We start from the raw sequence: 18,006 nt of genomic DNA, 5'->3' as shown, positions 1-18,006 counted from the left end.
AGCCTAAGAGTGTAAAATTAATGTCGGTTTTTTTGATTTTAATCTTTGTATTTGTTCCATTAGCAGAAATAGTAACAGATTTAGATTATAATCACATAATTTACAGCAATCCAAAAGTCTTTTGTGCTATGGATTTGATTGATAATTATGAGACCTTATCATTCAAACCAATAAATTAACTTGAATCTTTATATTGTCATTTCGAACATAATAAAATGAAGTTTAAAAACCCGAATAATAAAGTTTAATAGAGAAATTTCTCCAAAAAAACCGAAATGAAAATCTTAATCTAAAATAAGTTTAAGAACTCTACTTCTCCTTCAAAATTAACAAAGGAATAGAAGTATAAAACTCTTTTTTAAGAATCGTATTCTTTTCCCATAATTTTTTAAAGAAACCTCTTTTACGTCTAAAAACGCACAACATGTCTGGGTTATGTGTTTTAAAATGCTCTAAAACTCCTTGAAAAGTAGTCGCATTTTCTGTAGTAGTAAACGAAGATTGTAAATCTAACAATCCTTGATCAAGCACTAAATCTTCTTCAGTAAAATCTGGTGTTTTTACCAATAACAAATTTACTTGAGGTTTAAATTTTTGAACAATAGTTTTTATAGACTCTAAAGTTGTTTTACTATTTACAATTCCAGATTTAAAAGCCATTAAAATGTTACTTACAGGTTTGTAAATATATGCTTCAGGTACAGCTAAAACAGCAATATCGGTTTGTTTTACCAAACTTCCAGCAGTACTTCCCAAAAATGTTTCCTCTTTAAAAGAATTACTTTTTGCGCCAACAATAATTAAATCAATGCCTAATTCTTTATCAATAGCTTCTACACTTTCCAGTAAGTTTCCTTTTGCAGCAATTAATTTTACATCTACATTTTTTCTATCCACAGCATTTACCATTGTTCGCAAATACAGGTTTGTTTCACGCTCAATAATAGCGTTTAAATTAACCATAGTTCCTGCCTTTGATTTTGCTTTATAAGCTCTAAAAACAGAAATGTCTGCATCTATTTCACTAGCAAAATCTATTGCGTATTGCAAAGTAGATTTTGCATTTTCAGTAGATCCAATAGGTACTAAAATATGTTTCATTGGTATAGATTTAGTCAATGCAAAGTTAGTTATTTTTCATTTATTAGTTTCTGTTCTCATTTTTTAGATATGTACCTTTGCAAAAAAGAAAATTATTGAGCACAAATATTAGTTTTAAAAGCATTAATAAATTAGCGATTCCTGCTTTAATTGCTGGTATTGCAGAGCCTTTGCTATCTATTACAGACACTGCAATTATTGGTAATATAGATAAAAATGCAACAGAAAGTTTAGCAGCTGTAGGTATTGTTGGTGCATTTATTTCGATGTTAGTTTGGGTTTTCGGACAGATTCGAAGTGCAATTTCATCTATTATCTCTCAATATGTAGGAGCTAATAAATTAGGTGCAGTAAAAACACTACCTGCACAAGCAATTGCAATTATAGTCTTGGGTAGTTTGGTTATTTTGGCAATTTCTTATCCATTTGCAGCACAAATTTTCAAATTTTACAATGCATCAGGAGAAATTTTAGAATATTGTGTTTCTTATTTTAAAATTAGAATTTTCGGCTTTCCGTTTTCACTTTTTGTATTTGCCATTTTCGGAACATTTAGAGGGTTACAAAACACTTATTATCCAATGATAATTGCCATTATTGGAGCATTACTAAATATTGTTTTGGATCTTATATTTGTATATGGAATAGAAGGTTATATTCCTGCTATGAATATAGAAGGAGCTGCGTATGCAAGTGTCATTGCTCAAGTTGTAATGGCAATAATTTCTTTAGTTTTATTATTGAAAAAGACATCAATGTCTTTAAAAATCTCTTTAGATATTCATCCAGAAATTCCTCGTTTATTAGGTATGATTGGTAATCTTTTTGTAAGAACAGTTGCTTTAAATACAGCTTTATATTTTGCAACAGCGTATGCAACTGGTTATGGAGCAGCCTATATTGCAGCCTACACAATTGGTTTAAATCTGTGGCTTTTAGGTGCATTTAGTATAGATGGTTATTCTAGTGCAGGAAATATTTTATCAGGAAAGTTATTAGGAGCAAAAGACTATAAAACATTATTAAAATTGGGCAATAACTTATTATTTTATGGCTTGGTAATGGGTGTTTTTATGGCACTTGTAGGATTTATTTTTTACGAACAAATTGGCAATATTTTTACGAAAGACAAAGAAGTTTTAGATCAGTTTTACACAACATTTTGGTTAATTTTAGCAATGCAACCCATTTGTGGAATTACCTATATTTTTGATGGAATGTTTAAAGGAATGGGAGAAATGAAGTATTTAAGAAACCTACTTTTACTTTCCACAGGATTGATTTTTATACCAGCGTTACTATTTTTTGATTCACTAGATTTAAAATTATATGCCATTTGGATTACTTTTGTTTTATGGATGATTACAAGAGGCTTACCATTGGTTTTAAAGTTTAGGAGAAAATTTTTGCCTCTTGCAAATAGTAACTAAAATAGTTGTTAGTTAGAGTTTTTTTCTGAAGAATGAAGAAAAATGTATCAAGAACTATTAAGAATTAAACCTTATTTTTACAAAAAGAAAAGTTTATGACCACTTCAAGAAAAAACGGAAGTTTATACACCAACATACATAACAAAATTGCAACCATAGAATTTGGACATCCAGCGAGTAATTCCTTTCCAAGTGAACTGTTAGAAAGATTGAAAAACGAATTAATTACTGTTGGAAATAACGAAGCAGTTTCTGTCATTATTTTAAAATCGGAAGGAGAAAAAGCTTTTTGTGCAGGTGCTTCTTTCGATGAATTAGTAGCCATTTCTAACTTGGAAGAAGGCAAACAATTTTTCTCAGGTTTTGCAAATGTAATTAATGCAATGAGAAGTTGTGGGAAATTAATTATTGGTAGAATTCAAGGAAAAACAGTTGGTGGTGGAGTTGGTTTAGCAGCTGCTTGCGATTATGTGTTGGCAACAGAAAATGCATCCATAAAATTATCAGAATTTACCATAGGAATTGGTCCCTTTGTTATTGAACCTGCTGTAACCAGAAAAATTGGAGTTTCTGGAACTGCAGAATTGACTTTAGACGCAACCAATTGGAAAAACGCCTATTGGGCAAAAGAAAAAGGTTTGTATGCAAAAGTGTTTGAAACCATAAAAGAATTAGATGAAGAAGTAGAAATTTTATCAGAAAAATTAGCTGCATACAATCCCACAGCTTTAGACGAAATGAAAAAGGCTTTGTGGAAAGGAACAGAAAACTGGAACACTTTATTAGCTGAAAGAGCTGCAGTTTCTGGTGAATTGGTGTTGTCTGATTTCACGAAAAAAGCGTTAGCAAAATTTAGAAAATAGATTTTTTATTGAGAATATTTTGTAAGATTTTAAAAACTTCCTGCAAGGTTTCAAAAACCTTGTAGATATAAACATATTAGCGAAAATAATACCTACAAGGTCTTCAAGACCTTGCAGGAGAACAAATAAAAATGAAAATAATCTCAACAAATATTGGCGAACGAAAAGAAATCGATTACAAAGGAAAAAAAGTAGAAACAGGAATTTTTAAATATACTGTTGATAAGTCTATTTTTTTAGATACAGAAGATGTAAAAGGTGATGAAATTTCGGATAGAGAACATCATGGAGGTATTTTACAAGCAGTTTATGGTTATTCTTTAAAACATTACGACTATTTTAAAAAATTGCATCCAAATGTAGATTTTAAGCATGGAATTTTTGGAGAAAATTTAACCATTGATGATTTAGACGAAACCAGAATTCATCAAGGTGATAGATTTAAAGTGGGTAAAACCATTTTAGAAGCCTCAGTTCAAAGAAATCCTTGTTATAAATTAGGAATTCGTTTTAACAATATGAAAATTGTAAAGCAATTTTGGAATACAACAATGTGTGGTGTTTATTTTAAAGTGATTCAAACAGGATTTGTAAAAGCTGGTGATGTTTTTGAACAAATAAAATCCTGCCCAGAAAACCCAACCATTGCAGACTTATATGTTGCTAAACGTGCTGCAAAAGGGATGTAGATCTGTGTCATTCCTGTGAAGTTTATACTCAACTTGATTGGGTAACAGGAATCTATAAAAATAGAACTTTTTTAGATTGTTCTACTTCACTGTTTACTTCGTAAGTTATTTTCAATCAAAATATATTTTGATTTTAGTAATGCTTAAAATGACATTTGTTTGTCATTTCGACCTTGTGGAGAAATCTAAAAAGAGTTAAAACGTGATATAATTTTTTTATTTTAAGTTTCAACAAGAGATTTTTCGGCTTCACTGCGTTTCGCTCAAAATGACATTTGTTTGTTATTTAGACCTTGTAGAGAAATCCAAAATGAGAATTTAATTTTTAAGATTTCTCTATTTCACTGTGTTTCATTTAAAATGACAGAAGTATGTCATTTCGACCTTGTGGAGAAATCTAAAATGAGTTAAAACGTGATATAATTTTTTTATTTGTAAGTTACAACAAGAGATTTTTCGACTTCACTGCGTTTCGCTCAAAATGACATTTGTTTGTTATTTAGACCTTGGGAAGAAATCCAAAATGAGAATTTGATTTTTAAGATTTCTCGATTTCACTTTGTTTCATTTAAAATGACAGAAGTATGTCATTTCGACCTTGTGGAGAAATCTAAAAAGAGTTAAAACGTGATATAATTTTTTTATTTTAAGTCACAACAAGAGATTTTTTGACTTCACTGCGTTTCATTCGAAATGACAGATATATTTTATTTCGTCTTTGTGGAGAAATCTCTAACACGAACTTGATTATTAAGATTTCTCGATTTCAATGTGTTTCATTTGAGATGAAAAATGCATATTTCTAAAGTAGTAAACTCCCTTTCTTCTTCTCCAAAAATGCTCTTTCTAACTTATTAGTCACTTTTTCTAAAGCAATATCAATACATTTTAAAGCTTCTTTTTTGTTGTTTATTTTGGCAAAATAATCTGCTTTTGCGCCATAAAATAAGTAAGCACGTTGTGCTAAATCATCAGGATTTATTTGTTCGAAATAATAATTGGCTTTTACATAGTTTTCGCTTTGTAAACAGACAACTGCCATTGTTAACAGGTGGGAAGTAGAAGGATTCAATTCGTACAAACATTTGTACCAATGTAAAATTTTATCCCAATTGGTTTGTTGGAAATTGGGTGCTTTTATGTGTTCTGCAACAATAGCAGCTTCATAATGATAGGTAGAAAAATCATCAGTTTCTACAGCTTTGTGCATCGTAGCATTTCCTAATTGAATCAAAGGAAAAGACCATTTATTTCTGTCTTGTGTTTTTAAATCTAACAACTCATTTTCGGTATTTATTTTTGCATCTAATCTTGCAGCATGAAAACACATTAATGCAAACAAAGCGTAAGTATTAGAAGTTTGAGTGTGTTTATTCTTCAATAACATTTTACACAATCTGATAGCTTCTCCACACAATTCTTTTTGAATGAGAATTTCTTTTTTATTAGAGTGAAAACCTTCATTAAAAATTAAATAAATAACTGCTAAAACACTTTCAATTCGTTGCTGTAATTCTTTTCCTTGAGGAATTGTAAACGCTAAATTTGTTTTTTTGATAGTGTTTCTTGCCCTTAATAACCGTTTTTTTATTGTTTCTTCTTTAGTTAATAAAGCTGATGCAATTTCTTTTGTGCTAAAACCAGAAATGGTTTTTAAGGCAAAAGCAATTTGATTTTTTGGGTTTAGTTTTGGATGGCAGGCTGTAAAAATCATCCGAAGTTGTGCGTCTTCTATTTCAGTATCTAAAAAGAGTTCGTTAATAGAGATTGCTTCAATTCCATTTTTGGTTTTTGGGAAGCGTTTTTGTTCTGTTTTTAGTTTTCTAAAAATATCTAAAACTCTATTTTTTGCAGCTTGCGTTAACCAAGCTTCAGGATTTTCTGGCTGTTTTTTTCGCCAAGAAATACTAGCTTTTAAAAAAGTATCTTGTACAGCATCTTCTATAATTTGTAGATTTGAGAGTCCAAAAATTCGAGTTAAAACAGAAACCATCTTTCCACTATGATATCTAAAAAGATGGTCTATGAGTTTCGTTTCCATTAATGATCAAATACCATAACTTCTCTAATTTCTACATAAGAGCCTAAATCGTAATCTGGAAAATCTTTGGCAATTTCTTCAACTTCATCAAAATCTTTGGCAGAAACTGTGTAATAACCACCAACAATTTCTTTCAATTCTGTAGATGCAATGTCTTTTGATGTTCTTTCGACACCAGAAATACGTCGTATTTTGGAAGTTAAAGCTTCGCCTTCATGTTTAATTCCAGCTGCATCCATTTTCTGGCTCCAAGCAAACCATTTTTCCATTCTGTTTTGCATTTCTTCTGGAGAAAGCCCTAAATCAGCATAATCTTCGCCAATAAAAATCATCATAAATTGTTTCATAATTTAAAATTTTTAAGTTTATACTTATAAGACGTTTGTCAAATTTAAAAAGGGGACAGTTTTTTGTTTTAATTTTTGAGTATTTGTAAAGGTAAAAAAATCAAGTATTAAAAAAGTTGCTTTTTAAGAGCAACATTTTTAATCAATTCTTTAAAAAATATATTATAATTTGTTTAATAAATTCTCGATACTTTTAGTTTTTTTGCCTTCTTTTTTTGCAATTTCTAAAGCTTTTTGTGCTATTTTTTTAGTTTCTTTTTTATTTCCAGATTTGTACATCAAAAAGGCATAAGTATCTAAATAGGCATAGGTTGGTTTGGCATCTGTTAAGTCTTTCATCCATTGGAGACATTTTTTAATCACATCTTGATTGTCACACTTTTTATAAACTTCCCAACTAAAATGATTCACATATTCTTCATCAAACTGTCCATTTTCTTTCAGTTTTTTATTGATTTCAAATACTTTATTCCATTTATTTAATTCTTTTAGAAAATCTTTTTCAAAACTTGGCAAGATATTATCAGTCCATCTTTTACTTAAAGCATTTTTAGCAAAGAGAACAGCTTCATTATATTTTACTTGATTTTTTTCAGAAATTGCTCTATTAAATTTTCCAGAAGTTAAAAAATACATCAATATTTCAACATCATTCTTACCATAAAGTTCTGTATATTTTTCTAAATTTTTTAACGAATTATTTGCGATAGCATCTGATGCTTCTCTAGCAAAATAAATAAGTGTAGAAAAATATTCTTCTGATAAAATATCTTGATTTGAGTTCCAATATGCATTTAATTCTGAGGAATTTATTTTAGTATTGGTACGATTTATATAATTAGTATAGAATTTTGGATATTTAGAAGCATCAATTTTATTAGAATATCCCTTTATTGTTTTATTTTGTTTATTTAATTCAATACTTTCATTTGTAAGTTCTAATACGCTTTTACTTAATGATTGAAAATCGTTTCCAGGAAAACCATATTTTCTATTTAAAACATAACCTTTACTATTAAGAATAATACCAGTAGGATAACTACTAACATGGTGTTTTTTAGATAAGTGAAAAACAGTATCATTTTCTGCATTGTATTTTAATAAAATAAAATCTTTTTTAAGAATTTTTTTTATTGAATCGTTTTTAAAAATTAATTTATCTAATTTTTTACAGGGTGCACACCAAGTTGTATAAAAGTCTATAAAAATTAACTTATCTTTTTTTGAAGCTATTTTTAAGGCTTCTTTATAGTTTTGATCAATTACTATTAAATCTTGATATTTATTTGTGCTTTTATTGTTTTTACAGCTCCAAAAAATAAAAATAATTGCAATTAATTTAAGGTGTCTCATAATATTCTCTACTTAAGTTGGTTACCAATCTTAAAACCTCAAATTTTTAAAAAGGTTACATTTTTGGGTAGAGTTTTTATGAAGAAAGGACTATTTTTAAATTAAATAAATTAAACTGTCTCCTCTTTTTTATGTAAAAACCTTGTTAATTTCATAGATAAATCTAACAAAATAATTTTTGCATTTCCATTTCTTTCAATGTGATACATAGCATCATTTAGTTCTTTTTCTATCTCCAAAATATTTCCAGAATGTACAAAAGGTGCAAATTTTGATAAGTTAAAACCAGTTTTTGTTTCCATAAAAACCAAATTATCTGATTTATAATTCATCAATAAAGCTTGTCTAAAAAACTGTAAACAATAATCTAAAAAACGTTTTTGAGTTTCACGTCCGGTTTTGGCAATTGTGTCAGACCAAGAAATTAATTGTTGTACTACAGCAGCATTTCCTTTGGCTCTAAATGCTGTTCTAATCCAAGCCACAAACCATTCTTCGAAAATTAAATCGCTAGAATCATTTTGTAATAAATGAATGGCTTTGTTAAAATTTCCTGCTGCTTGATGTGCAATTTTTGTAGCTTCATTATCAGAAACTTGATGATTTACAACCAAAGTGTTGGCAATATCTTGTTCGCTCAAAGCAGGAAAATGCAGAGCTTGACAACGAGATTTTATGGTGTTTATAATCTGTTCTTCGTTTTCAGTTATCAATAGAAAAACGGTTTTTTCTGGTGGCTCTTCAATCAGTTTCAGCAATTTATTTGCAGCAGCAATATTCATTTTTTCTGCCATCCAAATTATCATCACTTTAAACCCACCTTCGTAACTTTTAAGGCGCAGTTTTTTTACAACTTCTTCAGCTTCATCAACACCAATAATTCCTTGCTTATTTTCTACACCAATATGTTGCAGCCAATTAAACAAACTTCCATAAGGTTGTGTTTCTATAAAGGTTCTCCAATCTTCTAAAAACAAACTACTAACAGGATGTTTTTTTACATTTTCGTTAGATGTAACTGGAAATGCAAAATGCAAATCTGGATGTTGCAATTTGTCGCATTTTAAATTACAAACTTCAGCATCATCAGAAAAATTACACAACAAAAATTGTGCATAAGCAATTGCCATTGGCAAAGTACCACTCCCTTCTTTACCAACAAAAAGTTGCGCATGTGGTATTCTTCCATTTTCAGCAGATTTCTGTAAATGATTTTTAATATGTTCTTGACCTATGATTTGGTTGAAAAGCATAAGCAAATATAAAGGTTTCTAAAATCTTTAATTAGATTTTTGTATTTTTAATCAACAAAAAAATAAAAATTAGTAATGAAAAAAATAATACAAATTTTAAATGGTATTGCATTTGTATCTGTTGTTTTTATAAACTACTTGTCTAACACTGGAGCTATGAACAACACTACAATTGGCGAAATTTCTAGTGAGTATAAATCTTTATTTACGCCAGCAAGTTATGCATTTTCTATTTGGGGACTCATCTATTTATTACTATTAGGTTTTGTAATTTACCAAGGTAGAAGTTTGTTTGTAAATGTAAAGGATAATAGTTTTATAGAAAAAATAGGTTTTTGGTTCGTTATTTCTTGCATTGCAAACTGTGCTTGGGTTTTTTGTTGGATTTATGAATATACTGGTTGGTCTTGTATCTGTATTTTTTTATTGCTTTTTTCACTATTAAAAATTGTACAGAACACAAAAATAGGAATTGGACAAACGCGTTTTTCACAAAAAATATTTCTTTGTTGGCCATTTGCAATTTATAGTGGTTGGGTAACTGTTGCAAGTATTGCAAATGTATCTACTTATTTAGTAAAGATAGATTGGGATGGTTTTGGAATATCAACTTTGTTTTGGACTGTTGCTATGATATTAATTGCCACAATTATTAACATAGTAGTTATTTGGAAACGTAATATGAGCCAATTTGCTCTGGTTGGTGTTTGGGCACTTATAGCAATAGGAGTAGCAAATGCAGATAAGTCTAATTATACTCAGTTTTCTGCTTATGTAGCTGCTGCTATTTTATTTGTAGGAATTGCAATTGTAAGTTTTAGAAATAAGGAAAAAAGTAGCTTAGAAAAAATATGAGTATAAGCGCAAACGTTGTATTAACTTTTTAAATTTCGACTTCATAAAAACTAAAGAAATCGGTATTTTTGTTGAAAATAGACAAAATTAAAAATGAAAACACTAAAAGATTTTAATTTCGAAAATAAAAAAGCAATAATACGTGTAGACTTTAATGTACCTTTAAATGACAATTTTGAAGTAACTGATGCTACCAGAATTCAGGCTGCAAAATCTACCATAATTGATGTTTTAGAACAAGGAGGTAGTTGTGTATTGATGTCTCATTTAGGTCGCCCAAAAGGTTTTCAAGAGGAGTTTTCTTTAAAGCACATTGTAAGTTCTGTAGTAGATATTATTGGTTGCAATGTTAAATTTGTGGAAGATTGTATTGGAGAAAAGGTAGAAGAAGCAGTGGCTAATTTAGAATCGGGTGAGATTTTATTGTTAGAAAACTTACGTTTTTATGATGAAGAGAAAAAGGGAGATGTTGCATTTGCAGAAAAATTATCAAAATTTGGAGACATTTATGTAAACGATGCATTTGGTACAGCTCATAGAGCACATGCATCCACAACAATTATTGCACAGTTTTTTGAAGAAAATAAATGCTTTGGAAATTTATTAGCAAGAGAAATAGAAAGTATAGATAAGGTTTTAAACAATTCAGAAAAACCAGTATTAGCAATTTTAGGAGGTGCAAAAGTATCGTCTAAAATTACAGTAATAGAAAATATTTTAGACAAAGTAGATCATTTAATTATTGGAGGTGGAATGAGTTTTACCTTTATAAAAGCTCAAGGAGGAAAAATAGGTAACTCTATTTGCGAAGATGATAAACAAGAGTTGGCTTTAGATATTTTAAAACAAGCCAAAGCAAAAGGAGTAGAAGTTCATATTCCTGTTGATGTTGTTGCTGCAGACAATTTTTCTAACGATGCAAATACACAAAATTTAGATATCACTCAAATTCCTGATGGTTGGGAAGGTGTTGATGCTGGACCAAAATCAAGAGAAATTTTTGATGATGTTGTAAACAAGTGTAAAACTATTTTATGGAATGGACCTTTAGGTGTTTTTGAAATGGAATCTTTTGCTGCAGGAACTATTGCATTAGGTCATTCTATTGATAAAGCAACTAAAAATGGAGCATTTTCTTTAGTTGGTGGTGGAGATTCTGTTGCAGCAGTAAAACAATTTGGTTTTGCAGATAAAGTAAGCTATGTTTCTACTGGTGGTGGTGCTATGTTAGAGATGTTAGAAGGAAAATCTTTACCTGGAATTGAGGCTATTCAAAGCCCATCTTAATCTTCCCAAAGAGAAGAAACACTCATGTGAAATATCGCATTTTACTTGAATATAATTTATTCTTATAAGCGTATAATTTTTTAAATTATGCGCTTATTGTTTTAAATGTTATTATGTTTTAGTTTTGTTTCCATTATTAAAAATAGATATGAAGAAAATTAGGTTACTTATGGTACTTTGTTTTTTGCAGATGACTTACTCTTTAAGTGCTCAAAAAGAAAGTTTTACCGAAAAAGGGATCACCTTTTTTATTAAATCTCGAAATTATTTTAGTAAAGAACTTGCAGATTCCTTAAATAACAAATCGCCAAAAGCGATTGAATTAAAATCCGTAAATCCTAAAGATTCTAGTGTTGTTATTTTAGATGATCTTCTAGGAGTTGCACATTATGATAGGAAAAGTGTAAAATATTTTAGGATAAATCCTAAAGATTATATTCAGTTTACAGTTAAGAATTTAAGGGACTCGATACTTAATGAAAGTAATTTTACAAATATTATAAAAATTAGTAGAGATAGTTTAGTAAATACTATTTTTAGTATTGAAGATTTTAGTATGCTTGATTATAATTTTAAGGAAGAATATAAAAATTTTGATAATTTCAAATTGATAGCTACAAATTTAAATAACAAAAGAATAATTGCAGGCTTTAACTGCTATGAGGTAATTTTAGAAAGCAAAGTTAGAATTTTGCAAATGTTTGTAACAGAAGAAATAAATTTAAACTATCACCCAGTTTTAAATGATTTAAAGATTTTAAAGAAATATTACCCTCTATACCTTAAAATGATGAATAAAAAATATCCTAAAAGAAGTTTTAATGAGCAGATATTCTACAAAGGTATTTATGATTAAATATAATAAAAATGAAATACACAAAACTCCCAAATACCAATATAAAAGTTAGTAAAATATGTTTAGGAACTATGACTTGGGGAAACCAAAACACCCAAGAAGAAGGTTTTGAACAAATGGATTATGCTCTTGAGCAAGGAGTTAATTTTTTTGATACTGCAGAGTTATATGCTGTTCCTGCAACTCCAGAAACTTATGGGGCTACAGAAAAAATTATTGGTAATTGGTTTAAAAAATCAGGAAACAGAGACAAAATAGTTTTAGCAAGTAAAATTGCTGGTGGTGGAGATTATACAAAACATATTAGAGAAGGAGGTTTGTCTAAAAAGAATATTTTAGAAGCTGTAGAAGGTAGTTTAAAACGTTTGCAAACAGATTATATAGATTTGTACCAGTTGCATTGGCCTAATAGAGGAGTTAATGTATTTGGTTTGAGAGATTTCCCAACAGATGCTGCAAAAAATGAAGCTGAGAACTATTTAGAAATCGTACAAACGTTAAATGATTTAATTAGTGAAGGAAAAATTAGACAATATGGTTTGTCTAACGAAACTCCTTGGGGAACCATGCAATATTTACAAACTGCCAAATTAAATGACTTGGCAAGACCAGTAACTGTTCAGAATTCATATTCTATGATTCATAGAGGTTATGAAGTAGGAATGAGCGAAGTTTCTTTGAGAGAAGATATTGGATTATTTGCTTATTCTCCATTAGCACAAGGTATTTTATCAGGTAAGTATTTAAATGGAAACAAACCAGAAGGAGCAAGAGGTACTTTGTTTCCACGTTTTGTAGCACGTTATATGGGAGATAGTTGTTCAAAAGCTGTAGAGAAATACGAAACGATTGCTAAGAAAAACGGAGTTACATTATCGGAAATGTCCTTGGCATTTATCAATCAATTACCTTTTGTAACGAGTAATATTATTGGAGCTACTAAGATGAGTCAGTTAAAAGAAAATATTGGAAGCATTCATATTAATTTATCAGAAGAAACTTTAAAAGAAATTGAAGCTGTGCATACAGAAATTCCCAATCCTGCACCTTAATTTAGTTGGCAGTTTTTCAGTATTCAGTTTGCAGTGAAAAAAATCCGATGAAAATTAATTTTCATCGGATTTTTTTATCTATTTGTTATTCCTGCGAATGTAGTAATCCATTTTTTAAGGAAATACTTTATAAATGTCATTCCTTTTTAAAAATCTAACAACTTCTATTTGATTTTCTGAGTAATAAAACCCCAACCTATAATCACCAATTCTAATTCTGTAGGCTTCTGGGTGACCTGACATTTTCTTTACACTAGAAACTTTAAATAAATCTTCACTTTCTTCTAGATTTAATAAAACTTTAGATAGAGATTTCAATAGTTTTTTATCTCTTACTTTTTTTAAATCTTTAATTAAACTCTCTAGGTAAATTACATTCATTTTATTCTAACAGTTTAAAGACCTCTTCTCTACTAACTGTTTTAGTTCTATCTACTTGTTGCATTAAAAGTAATAAGCCTAAATCTTCTTTTTGTTCTTTAGACAAACTATCTAATTGTTCTTTTTCTTTCGATTTAACAAACAATTCAATAGCTTTTTCCATTAGAGCTTTTACGCTTAATCCTTCAAAAGCGGATAATACTTTTAGTTTTGTGAGAATAGAATCATCTATTTCTACTAATTTTTTCATGTTACTCCAAATTTAGTTTTATAAACAAATTTCCCAAATTCAAATATATATTATATATATTATATATGCAAATGAATTGATTATAAAAAAAAATCCGAAATAAAATTTTTACTTCGGATTTTTCCATTCTAATATTTTAAGACTTTTACTCATCAGTTAATTTAATATTGCTCGCAACAAATCTTCCATCTACAACTTTACCAGTAATTTCTCCTTTTCGAATCACGTTGCAAAAACCTATTTTTTCATCATGAGCATCACCAAAATCATCAATTCCAAAACCATCTACAAAATAAGCTTTATCATCAAAACGAACTGCTAAACTGCAACCCTCTTCAGAATCTAAACCGAGCTTACATTGTCCGCAAGAAATTTCTGCAACTTGTGTTATTTCTTCCTTGTTTCCACAAGAAAAAGCGATTATAAATAACGATAATAAAAGTATTTTTTTCATAATTATAAATTTTAATTAGTTCTCGACTGCGCTCGAACATACATTTTTAAAAACTTCCAACTTCCAACTTCCAACTTCCAACTTCCAACTTCCAACTTCCAACTTCCAGCTGAAACTGAAAACTGCGACTGCCAACTTATTTACCTCCCCAAGAATCTCTCAGTCCAACAGTTTTATTAAAGACTAATTTCTCAGGAGTAGAATCGTCATCTACATTAAAATATCCTAATCGTTGAAACTGAAAACGCTCACCAATTTTAGCAGATTGTAAACTTGGTTCTACAAAAGCATTGATAATTTTTAAAGAATTCGGATTTAAAAATTCCATATAATCCTTGTCTTTATGTGCGTCTGGAGCTTCATCTAAAAACAATCTATCATAAGCTCTAACTTCTGCTTTAATTGCGTGTTTTACAGAAACCCAATGCAGTGTTCCTTTTACTTTACGCATACTTTCTGGAGTTCCACTTCCAGATTTTGTTAGTGGATCATAAGTACATTGTATTTCAGTAATATTTCCATCAGCATCTTTTGTACAACTATTTGCAGTAATAAAATACGCATTTTTTAAACGGACTTCCTTTCCTAATTTTAATCGGAAAAACTTCTTATTGGCTTCTTCTCTAAAATCTTCGCGCTCAATATAAATCTCTCTAGAAAACGGAACTTCTCTGCTTCCAAAACCGTCTTCATAATCATTATAATTCGCATCCAACATCTCCTCTTTACCTTCAGGATAATTGGTAATTACCACTTTTACAGGGTCTAAAACACCCATTACTCTTTTTGCAGTTTTGTTTAAATCTTCACGAATTTTAAACTCTAAAAGAGCAACATCAATCACGTTTTCACGCTTAGAAACCCCAACAGTTTCCACAAAACTTCTAATAGAAGCAGGTGTGTAACCACGTCTGCGTAAACCAGAGATTGTAGGCATTCTTGGGTCATCCCAACCAGAAACAATTCCTTTTTCGACTAAAGTCAACAATTTACGTTTACTCATAATAGTATAGCTCAAATTTAAACGAGAAAATTCACGCTGTTTTGGCGGGTTTGGATATGAATTTTTACTGTATTCATAAACATGATCTCTAAACCAATTGTATAATTTTCTATGAGGTTTAAACTCTAAAGAACACAAAGAATGCGAGATTTGCTCAATATAATCACTCTCTCCATGGGTCCAATCGTACATTGGGTAAATGCACCAATCGTCACCAGTTCTATGATGCGTTTTATACATAATTCTGTACATTAAAGGATCACGCATCAACATATTATCATCAGCCATATCAATCTTAGCACGTAAAACGTGTTCTCCTTCTTTAAATTTGCCATCTTTCATTCCTTGAAATAATTCCAAGTTTTCTTCCACACTTCTATCCCTAAAAGGACTATTTGTTCCAACTTGAGTTGGTGTTCCTTTTTGTTGGCGCATTTCTTCAGATGTTTGCGAATCTACATAGGCTTTTCCGTCTTTTATCAATAAAACTGCCCAATCATATAGTTGCTGAAAATAATCAGAAGAATAACATTCTTCTGCCCAAGTATATCCTAACCAAGAAATATCTTTCTTAATTGCATCTACATACTCTTGTTCTTCTTTTGCAGGATTTGTATCATCAAAACGCAAGTTTACAGGTGCATTGTATTTCTGTCCCAAACCGAAACTAATTCCAATTGCTTTAGTATGACCAATGTGTAAATAACCATTTGGTTCTGGAGGAAAACGAAAACGCAAATCTTGTTTTGGCATCCCATTTGCCAAATCTTCCTCTATAATATGCTCTAAAAAATTGAGCGATTTTTTCTCTTCAGACATCGTTTTATTTGAAAAAATTAAGCCACAAAATTACGTAAAATAACTTGTATATTTTTATTTTGGGCGTTCCCTTTCAGGTCAGGCTTTCCACTATATCTCTGAAACAAGTTCAGAGGATGTCGTTTCAATCCTTAACGCAGGCTTACTTACAAGTTAAAATTTTCTAAAAACAGAATTTAGTACTTATTAATTATCGTATTTTTGTAACAATGAAAAAAGAGGACAAAAAACCAGATTTAGTCGTTTTTAATGAAGAAACTGAGCAATATGATGCTGCTTTAAAGCCTTATGGGACATCAGCAAGTTCTCCAGTAATTAAGCCATTACATACAGCAAGTTGGAAAAACGACGGAATTCAGCGTGTAAACAAACAGCTAAAATCTAAGTTTGACGAAGTTAAAAAAGAGTACGAAGCTTTAATGCAAAAGTTCCAGTACAACGATTTAATTTACAATGCAAAGTTTAGTTTCGAACCTATTTTCGGAGAAAATTATCATTTATACAATAATAAAAACGGCGAACCATTTTTATCTATTATAGAGCCAGAACAATGTAGTTTTGAGTATTTGGGCTCTTTCAGATTAAATACAGACAAAATGTGGGAAAAGATAGAGTCAATTTCAAAACAAAAAGAATAAATGGGAATTATAAAAGTAAATAACATAAAACTCTTTGCTAATCATGGTTGTTTAGAAGAAGAAGCAAAGATTGGTAGCGAATACAGAGTAGATGTTTTAGTAAAAGCAGGTTTAAAAAAATCTGCAAAAACTGATGAATTAGTAGACACTGTAGATTATGTTCATTTAAACCATATTGTAAAAGAAGAAATGGCAATTCGTTCTAAATTGTTAGAAGAAGTAGCTCAAAGAATATTAGATAGAATTTTTAAAGAGCTTCTTATGGTAAGAAAAACAAGAGTTTCTGTAGCAAAAATCAATCCACCAATTGGCGGAAATGTAGAAGAAGTTGTTATAATTCTCACAAAAAAACGATAACATAAAAAAATACTTGCAATACTTGTAAATTTGCGTAAATTTGCAATCCTTAATTTAGATTCTTGTTTTTATAGGAATGACAAATTAAACTTTCGAAGAAAAAATACTTCGAATTTATTATTAAGGTGTCTTGGCCGAGTGGCTAGGCAATGGTTTGCAAAACCATGTACAGCGGTTCGAATCCGCTAGACACCTCTAAAAACCTTAATCACTTGATTAAGGTTTTTTTATTTAAAATAATTAATATTATGATAATTGTCATAATTCTATTTTTTTATGTGTTGTATTTTTGATTAAGTTTTGGAAAACTCAATTCTTTAACTTAATTTTAACAAATCAATTTAGTGCCAATAATTATTTAATAGTTCAAAATAAACAAATTGAAACGTAAAATAGAAATACTACCAAAAACTAGAAAATGGCGAAAAACAGCACTGTTTTTAATTGCTGTGCTGATTGGGTTAAGTTTGTTTATGGCAAAAGAAGCAAAAGTACTTTCTTATTTGTCAGATGATCCTCAAGCCTGTGTAAATTGCCATGTTATGACACCAGTATATAACAGCTGGATGAAGAGTTCTCATAGAGAATGGGCAAAATGTAACGATTGTCATGTGCCTCATGATAATGTTTTTGAGAAGTATTATTTTAAGGCAAAAGACGGTTTATATCACGCATCAGTTTTTACAGCAAGAGCAGAACCAGATGTAATAGAAATGAAAGAAGCTTCGCAAAGAGTTGTTCAACAAAATTGTATTCGTTGCCATGTACAACAAGTTACACAAACAAAATACAGTGGTTATCTAGAGGATCATAAAGATAATAGAACACAGAGAAAGTGCTGGAGTTGTCATCAACACGTACCTCATGGAGATATTCACGGGTTATTAACCATAAAATACAATATTGCACCATTACCTACAGATACACAAAAAACAGTAATTCCAGAATGGTTGGCAAAAGAAGTTAAATAAATTAAA

General features: G+C 29.8%; 19 protein-coding genes and 1 tRNA gene. 11 read left to right on the top strand and 9 right to left on the bottom strand.

The genetic code is table 11. From position 1 onward, the window contains the following. Positions 1 to 309: 309 nt before the first annotated feature. Complete coding sequence (locus ACY2RW_RS02520) at positions 310 to 1,101, bottom strand: universal stress protein (RefSeq protein ID WP_490121122.1); 792 nt, start codon at positions 1,099 to 1,101, stop codon at positions 310 to 312. Between the two features lie 95 nt (positions 1,102 to 1,196). Between ACY2RW_RS02520 and ACY2RW_RS02515 the strand changes: the two genes are divergently transcribed. From ACY2RW_RS02515 to ACY2RW_RS02505, 3 genes are all read left to right on the top strand, one after another. Then, entirely contained in the window at positions 1,197 to 2,531 is a 1,335-nt protein-coding gene (locus ACY2RW_RS02515) for an MATE family efflux transporter (RefSeq protein ID WP_490121121.1), read from the top strand. Between the two features lie 95 nt (positions 2,532 to 2,626). Then, positions 2,627 to 3,394 (top strand): enoyl-CoA hydratase/isomerase family protein, encoded by a 768-nt coding sequence (locus ACY2RW_RS02510; protein WP_490121120.1) that lies wholly within the window; start codon positions 2,627 to 2,629, stop codon positions 3,392 to 3,394. Positions 3,395 to 3,525: 131 nt separating this feature from the next. Next, complete coding sequence (locus tag ACY2RW_RS02505; protein WP_490121119.1) at positions 3,526 to 4,083, top strand: MOSC domain-containing protein; 558 nt, start codon at positions 3,526 to 3,528, stop codon at positions 4,081 to 4,083. Between the two features lie 802 nt (positions 4,084 to 4,885). Here the strand turns inward: ACY2RW_RS02505 and ACY2RW_RS02500 are convergent. The 4 genes from ACY2RW_RS02500 to ACY2RW_RS02485 all read right to left on the bottom strand — a co-directional run bounded on the left by ACY2RW_RS02500 (position 4,886) and on the right by ACY2RW_RS02485 (position 9,077). Beyond that, entirely contained in the window at positions 4,886 to 6,124 is a 1,239-nt protein-coding gene (locus ACY2RW_RS02500; RefSeq protein WP_490121118.1) for an RNA polymerase sigma factor, read from the bottom strand. Further along, complete coding sequence (locus tag ACY2RW_RS02495; RefSeq protein WP_490121117.1) at positions 6,124 to 6,471, bottom strand: YciI family protein; 348 nt, start codon at positions 6,469 to 6,471, stop codon at positions 6,124 to 6,126. The genes ACY2RW_RS02500 and ACY2RW_RS02495 overlap by 1 nt, the downstream gene beginning before the upstream one ends. A gap of 162 nt (positions 6,472 to 6,633) precedes the next feature. Continuing rightward, positions 6,634 to 7,824, bottom strand: a complete 1,191-nt coding sequence (locus tag ACY2RW_RS02490) for a thioredoxin family protein (protein WP_490121116.1) — start codon at positions 7,822 to 7,824, stop codon at positions 6,634 to 6,636. A 110-nt stretch (positions 7,825 to 7,934) separates the two neighbouring features. Next, positions 7,935 to 9,077: a DNA polymerase III subunit gene (locus ACY2RW_RS02485; RefSeq protein WP_490121115.1), complete on the bottom strand. Its 1,143-nt coding sequence runs from the start codon at positions 9,075 to 9,077 to the stop codon at positions 7,935 to 7,937. 75 nt (positions 9,078 to 9,152) lie between these two features. Here ACY2RW_RS02485 and ACY2RW_RS02480 point away from each other — a divergent pair, with 75 nt between their 5' ends. From ACY2RW_RS02480 to ACY2RW_RS02465, 4 genes are all read left to right on the top strand, one after another. Further along, positions 9,153 to 9,932, top strand: a complete 780-nt coding sequence (locus ACY2RW_RS02480; protein WP_490121114.1) for a TspO-related membrane protein — start codon at positions 9,153 to 9,155, stop codon at positions 9,930 to 9,932. A 93-nt stretch (positions 9,933 to 10,025) separates the two neighbouring features. Continuing rightward, positions 10,026 to 11,219 carry a phosphoglycerate kinase gene (locus ACY2RW_RS02475; RefSeq protein WP_490121113.1) on the top strand — a complete coding sequence of 398 codons (1,194 nt, stop codon included), beginning with the start codon at positions 10,026 to 10,028 and terminating at the stop codon, positions 11,217 to 11,219. A 148-nt stretch (positions 11,220 to 11,367) separates the two neighbouring features. Beyond that, a complete protein-coding gene (locus ACY2RW_RS02470) occupies positions 11,368 to 12,075 on the top strand; it encodes a hypothetical protein (RefSeq protein WP_490121112.1) in 708 nt (235 codons plus the stop codon). Between the two features lie 11 nt (positions 12,076 to 12,086). Then, positions 12,087 to 13,127 carry an aldo/keto reductase gene (locus tag ACY2RW_RS02465; protein WP_490121111.1) on the top strand — a complete coding sequence of 347 codons (1,041 nt, stop codon included), beginning with the start codon at positions 12,087 to 12,089 and terminating at the stop codon, positions 13,125 to 13,127. 114 nt (positions 13,128 to 13,241) lie between these two features. Here the strand turns inward: ACY2RW_RS02465 and ACY2RW_RS02460 are convergent, their stop codons facing one another. The 4 genes from ACY2RW_RS02460 to ACY2RW_RS02445 all read right to left on the bottom strand — a co-directional run bounded on the left by ACY2RW_RS02460 (position 13,242) and on the right by ACY2RW_RS02445 (position 16,034). Then, the gene (locus ACY2RW_RS02460) at positions 13,242 to 13,508 is read right to left on the bottom strand and encodes a type II toxin-antitoxin system RelE family toxin (protein WP_490121110.1); all 267 of its coding nucleotides are present in this window, start codon (positions 13,506 to 13,508) and stop codon (positions 13,242 to 13,244) included. A 1-nt stretch (position 13,509) separates the two neighbouring features. After that, positions 13,510 to 13,758 (bottom strand): hypothetical protein, encoded by a 249-nt coding sequence (locus ACY2RW_RS02455; protein ID WP_490121109.1) that lies wholly within the window; start codon positions 13,756 to 13,758, stop codon positions 13,510 to 13,512. Positions 13,759 to 13,903: 145 nt separating this feature from the next. Continuing rightward, positions 13,904 to 14,212: a DUF6370 family protein gene (locus ACY2RW_RS02450; protein ID WP_490121108.1), complete on the bottom strand. Its 309-nt coding sequence runs from the start codon at positions 14,210 to 14,212 to the stop codon at positions 13,904 to 13,906. Between the two features lie 136 nt (positions 14,213 to 14,348). Continuing rightward, a complete protein-coding gene (locus ACY2RW_RS02445) occupies positions 14,349 to 16,034 on the bottom strand; it encodes a glutamine--tRNA ligase/YqeY domain fusion protein (protein ID WP_490121107.1) in 1,686 nt (561 codons plus the stop codon). Between the two features lie 209 nt (positions 16,035 to 16,243). Between ACY2RW_RS02445 and ACY2RW_RS02440 the strand changes: the two genes are divergently transcribed. The 4 genes from ACY2RW_RS02440 to nrfH all read left to right on the top strand — a co-directional run bounded on the left by ACY2RW_RS02440 (position 16,244) and on the right by nrfH (position 18,000). After that, positions 16,244 to 16,672, top strand: a complete 429-nt coding sequence (locus tag ACY2RW_RS02440; RefSeq protein WP_490121106.1) for a DUF2452 domain-containing protein — start codon at positions 16,244 to 16,246, stop codon at positions 16,670 to 16,672. Next, positions 16,673 to 17,029 (top strand): dihydroneopterin aldolase, encoded by a 357-nt coding sequence (folB, locus tag ACY2RW_RS02435; RefSeq protein WP_490121105.1) that lies wholly within the window; start codon positions 16,673 to 16,675, stop codon positions 17,027 to 17,029. 124 nt (positions 17,030 to 17,153) lie between these two features. After that, a tRNA-Cys gene (locus ACY2RW_RS02430) sits at positions 17,154 to 17,224 on the top strand. Positions 17,225 to 17,409: 185 nt separating this feature from the next. Further along, positions 17,410 to 18,000, top strand: a complete 591-nt coding sequence (gene nrfH / locus ACY2RW_RS02425) for a cytochrome c nitrite reductase small subunit (RefSeq protein ID WP_490121104.1) — start codon at positions 17,410 to 17,412, stop codon at positions 17,998 to 18,000. The last annotated feature ends 6 nt before the right edge of the window (positions 18,001 to 18,006 follow it).

It is taken from the genome of Polaribacter sp. 2305UL8-11 (assembly GCF_058147165.1).
The sequence above is the reverse complement of the archived record's forward strand: the minus strand, read 5'-3'. Positions and strand labels throughout refer to the sequence as shown.

What these genes read in the sequence shown, in the direction of transcription:
- ACY2RW_RS02520 (WP_490121122.1), bottom strand. Translation starts at nt 1,101, where the DNA reads ATGAAACATATTTTAGTACCTATTGGATCTACTGAAAATGCAAAATCT.
- ACY2RW_RS02510 (WP_490121120.1), top strand. Translation starts at nt 2,627, where the DNA reads ATGACCACTTCAAGAAAAAACGGAAGTTTATACACCAACATACATAAC.
- ACY2RW_RS02505 (WP_490121119.1), top strand. Translation starts at nt 3,526, where the DNA reads ATGAAAATAATCTCAACAAATATTGGCGAACGAAAAGAAATCGATTAC.
- ACY2RW_RS02500 (WP_490121118.1), bottom strand. Translation starts at nt 6,124, where the DNA reads ATGGAAACGAAACTCATAGACCATCTTTTTAGATATCATAGTGGAAAG.
- ACY2RW_RS02495 (WP_490121117.1), bottom strand. Translation starts at nt 6,471, where the DNA reads ATGAAACAATTTATGATGATTTTTATTGGCGAAGATTATGCTGATTTA.
- ACY2RW_RS02490 (WP_490121116.1), bottom strand. Translation starts at nt 7,824, where the DNA reads ATGAGACACCTTAAATTAATTGCAATTATTTTTATTTTTTGGAGCTGT.
- ACY2RW_RS02485 (WP_490121115.1), bottom strand. Translation starts at nt 9,077, where the DNA reads ATGCTTTTCAACCAAATCATAGGTCAAGAACATATTAAAAATCATTTA.
- ACY2RW_RS02480 (WP_490121114.1), top strand. Translation starts at nt 9,153, where the DNA reads ATGAAAAAAATAATACAAATTTTAAATGGTATTGCATTTGTATCTGTT.
- ACY2RW_RS02475 (WP_490121113.1), top strand. Translation starts at nt 10,026, where the DNA reads ATGAAAACACTAAAAGATTTTAATTTCGAAAATAAAAAAGCAATAATA.
- ACY2RW_RS02470 (WP_490121112.1), top strand. Translation starts at nt 11,368, where the DNA reads ATGAAGAAAATTAGGTTACTTATGGTACTTTGTTTTTTGCAGATGACT.
- ACY2RW_RS02465 (WP_490121111.1), top strand. Translation starts at nt 12,087, where the DNA reads ATGAAATACACAAAACTCCCAAATACCAATATAAAAGTTAGTAAAATA.
- ACY2RW_RS02460 (WP_490121110.1), bottom strand. Translation starts at nt 13,508, where the DNA reads ATGAATGTAATTTACCTAGAGAGTTTAATTAAAGATTTAAAAAAAGTA.
- ACY2RW_RS02455 (WP_490121109.1), bottom strand. Translation starts at nt 13,758, where the DNA reads ATGAAAAAATTAGTAGAAATAGATGATTCTATTCTCACAAAACTAAAA.
- ACY2RW_RS02450 (WP_490121108.1), bottom strand. Translation starts at nt 14,212, where the DNA reads ATGAAAAAAATACTTTTATTATCGTTATTTATAATCGCTTTTTCTTGT.
- ACY2RW_RS02445 (WP_490121107.1), bottom strand. Translation starts at nt 16,034, where the DNA reads ATGTCTGAAGAGAAAAAATCGCTCAATTTTTTAGAGCATATTATAGAG.
- ACY2RW_RS02440 (WP_490121106.1), top strand. Translation starts at nt 16,244, where the DNA reads ATGAAAAAAGAGGACAAAAAACCAGATTTAGTCGTTTTTAATGAAGAA.
- folB (WP_490121105.1), top strand. Translation starts at nt 16,673, where the DNA reads ATGGGAATTATAAAAGTAAATAACATAAAACTCTTTGCTAATCATGGT.